We start from the raw sequence: 1,687 nt of genomic DNA, 5'->3' as shown, positions 1-1,687 counted from the left end.
CATGACCTTTGTGAAGGTTGGCAGCTTGCAAAAGAGACTTAACGGGAAAAGTCAGCATAGCAACCGCTCCAAGCCCCGTGCAATATCAGCAGGATCTTCTGGGTCGACGAGTACGCCATATTCCTTATTTCCCTGTCGCAAGCTCTCGCTGGGGCCACCGTTCTTGGTTGCTACCACTGGCAAACCTGCAACTGCTGCTTCTAAGGGAGCAAGCCCAAAGGGTTCGTAAAGTGCCGTCAGCGCAAATACCGAGCGGCGTTTAACCATAAACCGATAGGCTGCTGCCAGTGACTCTTGAGACTGATCTGATAAGCCAAAGGCACTGATCTTACCCGACAAGTCTTTTTCTTTGACCACTTCCCGAATAGGGGCTAATACCTCTTCAGCTATGCCGTCACTAGCCTCCTCTCGTAAAGGATCGTCCAACCCTCCTGTAATTAGCATCAAGTTAGCTCGTTCCTGAAGTGTTGGACTCATTGCAAAGGCTTGCACTAATCCCAATATGTTTTTTTTAAGCTCTAATCGACTGGATGCTACAATAACGGGCAAATCTCGACGGGTTTCTGCAATGTCCCGTGCCAATCGCTCCTGAATCAACTCTTCGGTAGCTTCCTCGTTTTCGGAACGTGCCTTTGCACCGAAAATCGAGAAATCTGCTCCCGGTGGAATCACTGCAAAGCGGTTGTCGTCGTCTACATCCACTGCACCACTATAGACTTGATGAGAATACTGTTCAAAGCGTTCTTGTCGTGTACTGGTGATGTTAATAGCCGAGCGATTCATGCTCAGGCGTTCGGCTAAGATGCGATATTTAAAATGGAATTGCTCATCTATTTCTGGCAGATTTTCTGGGGTGACTTCCAGTTTGTCCATCTTTTGAGCGCCGAGAGAATGAGCAGTAAAGGTAAAAGGTATGCCTGTCTCCTCTTCAATCAGAACGCCACATATTCCTCCATCGCCGTAGTGAGCAGTCATAGCATCGGGTAAGCCACCTTCTTGTTGATAAAATTTCAAGATGTTGGGAACCCAATCAGTAACCAGATAAGGCCACAATAACTCTTTAGGGAGGAATTCTTTTGGCCCTGCTGGTAAACGAATAATGCGGACGTTATCGACTCCTGGATATGTCTCAAATGTTTCAGCAAACTCTGGCCACTCAGGGTCAATAATTTGACGGGTTAGAATATCAACTTTATGACCCATTTGAGCTATGGCTATGGCGACTTGCTTAACATAGATCAGCTGACCCCCAAAATCTGGGTGTTTCGTTATGTGACTATTGGCTGAATCAAAATTGCCTTGAGGGTTGAGAAATCCAATGTGCATCGCCCACTTCCTAATACAGGTTGATTTCTACTAGAGATTTTGTCTGAAGATGGTAGCATAAGAGCTTAGTGAGCTTGTTAAAAACTCCTAAGGCTGAAAAACGCAGGCAGTGAGGCTGTATATAAATGCCATCAAAAAGTAAGCCAAAGGGCTTTTATTGATTCCCTTTAGCTTCAACCCAGCCAGTTTGCATATTTTCCTAATGTTTAAGTTAATCGCTACTGCGGCTGGCGCATATATACCCGATGACATAAATAGCATGGTAAAAAAAGCAAAAACTTGTAAGACTAGTAGTTCGCCAAGTGAACTTGGCGGGGTAAAGGGGAAGGGGGAAGGGGGAAAGGTTTTAAATCCCTTACCC

The 1,687-nt window shown here is 45.7% G+C and carries 1 protein-coding gene; it reads right to left on the bottom strand.

Annotated features, from left to right (window positions below; translation table 11 throughout):
- Positions 1-51 precede the first annotated feature (51 nt).
- Entirely contained in the window at positions 52-1,326 is a 1,275-nt protein-coding gene (locus VB740_RS18085) for a glycosyltransferase (RefSeq protein ID WP_323201337.1), read from the bottom strand.
- Positions 1,327-1,687 lie beyond the last annotated feature (361 nt).

It is taken from the genome of Nostoc sp. UHCC 0251 (assembly GCF_034932245.1).
Taxonomy (GTDB): Bacteria; Cyanobacteriota; Cyanobacteriia; order Cyanobacteriales; family Nostocaceae; genus Nostoc.
The sequence above is the reverse complement of the archived record's forward strand: the minus strand, read 5'-3'. Positions and strand labels throughout refer to the sequence as shown.

Bases quoted from the DNA above. Each gene is read 5' to 3' on its own strand.
- VB740_RS18085 (WP_323201337.1), bottom strand. From the start codon at position 1,326: ATGCACATTGGATTTCTCAACCCTCAAGGCAATTTTGATTCAGCCAAT.